Genomic DNA, 1,535 nt, shown 5'->3' with positions numbered 1-1,535 from the left:
CCGGCGCCCCGCAGCCGCGCCTGACGCCGCGCCAGTGCGAGGTGCTGGCGCTGGTCTGCCAGGGCCTGTCGAACAAGCTGATCGCGCGGCGCCTGAACCTGTCCGAGAACACCGTGCGCGGCCATGTGCAGGCGCTGCTGGCCATGCTGGGCGTGGTCAGCCGCGCCGAGGCGGCTTTTGTCGCGCGCCAGCGGGGCCTCGTTGCTTAGCCCGCCCGCCACCGAACGCCTGATCCGCGCCGAGCAGGCGCGCCTGTTGATGGGCAATATGGGCAGCTCGCTGCTGCCGGCCATCGCCGTCGCGCTGCTGCTGGTGTACGTGCTGGCCACGCCGGACAACACGCTGGCGCTGCGCCTGTGGTGCGCGGCCGTGATCGCCTCCAAGGTGTACGCCAGCTGGGACGCGCGGCGCCTGCTGCGCGCGCCCATCCTGGCCGAGCACGCCGACCGGCTGACGCGCCGCCTGATCGTGCTCAACGCGATTGACGGCGCGGCCTGGGGCATGCTGGCGTTCGCCGGCCTGGACCCGGCCTCCACCGCCAACAGCATCCTGGTGGTGGCGGTGCTGGCCGGCATCGTCGGCAACTCCATGTCGCTGCTGTCGCCGGTGCTGCCGGTGTTCGCGGTGTTCTGCGTGTTTGAATTGGGCGCGCTGGCGCTCAAGGCCTGGACCATGGGCGACCTGGCGTTCCAGGCGCTGAGCCTGGCCGTGCTGGTCTACCTGATGAGCCTGCTCAGCCAGGGCCGCAACAGCTCGCGCGCGGCGCGCGCCGCGATCCAGCTGCGCTTCGACAACATCGAGCTGATCGACCAGCTGCGGGTCGAGACCGAGAAGGCGCGCCAGGCGCTGCACGCGGCCGAGCAGGCCAACCTGGCCAAGTCCAAGTTCCTGGCCGCCGCCAGCCACGACCTGCGCCAGCCGATCCACGCCCAGGGCCTGTTCCTCGAGGTGCTGGGACGCTCGGCGCTGACGCCGGCCCAGCAGGAGGTGCTGGCCAGCGCGCGCTCGGCGTCCGAGGCCTCGGCCAGCATGCTGCACACGCTGCTGGACTTCTCGCGCATCGACGCCGGCGTGGTCGAGGCCCACATCGTGCCGTTCCGCCTGCAGCCGCTGCTGGCCAAGATCGAGAGCGAGCTGGCGCCGCAGGCCGACGCCCAGGGCCTGGTCTACCGCACCCACGACAGCGAGCTGGTGCTGCAATCGGACCCCGCGCTGGTCGAGCTCATCCTGCGCAACCTGGTGTCGAACGCGGTGCGCTACACGCTGCGCGGCGGCATCCTGGTCGGCTGCCGCCGGCGCGCGGGCGGCGCCGTGATCGAGGTGTGGGACAGCGGCATCGGCATCGCCGCCGCGCAGCAGCAGGAAATCTTCCAGGAGTTCCACCAGCTCGGCAATCCCGAGCGCGACCGCCAGAAGGGCCTGGGGCTGGGCCTGTCGATCGCGCGCGGCCTGGCGCGCATCCTGGACGCGCCGCTGACGCTGTCCTCGCAGCCGGGACGCGGCAGCGTGTTCCGGCTGGCGCTGCCGCTGGCGCG

The 1,535-nt window shown here is 72.4% G+C and carries 2 protein-coding genes; both read left to right on the top strand.

What is annotated here, in order from left to right:
• On the top strand, positions 1-209 hold a 209-nt coding region (locus GTP90_RS35675; RefSeq protein ID WP_161087926.1), incomplete at its 5' end, for a response regulator transcription factor.
• Positions 202-1,535, top strand: a 1,334-nt coding sequence (locus GTP90_RS35670; RefSeq protein WP_161087925.1) for a sensor histidine kinase, incomplete at its 3' end; no start/stop codon positions are given. The genes GTP90_RS35675 and GTP90_RS35670, both read left to right, overlap by 8 nt.

Source organism: Duganella vulcania (assembly GCF_009857655.1).
Classification (GTDB): Bacteria; Pseudomonadota; Gammaproteobacteria; order Burkholderiales; family Burkholderiaceae_D; genus Rugamonas; species Rugamonas vulcania.
Note: the sequence above shows the minus strand (reverse complement) of the source record. Positions and strands in the feature narration are given on the sequence as shown.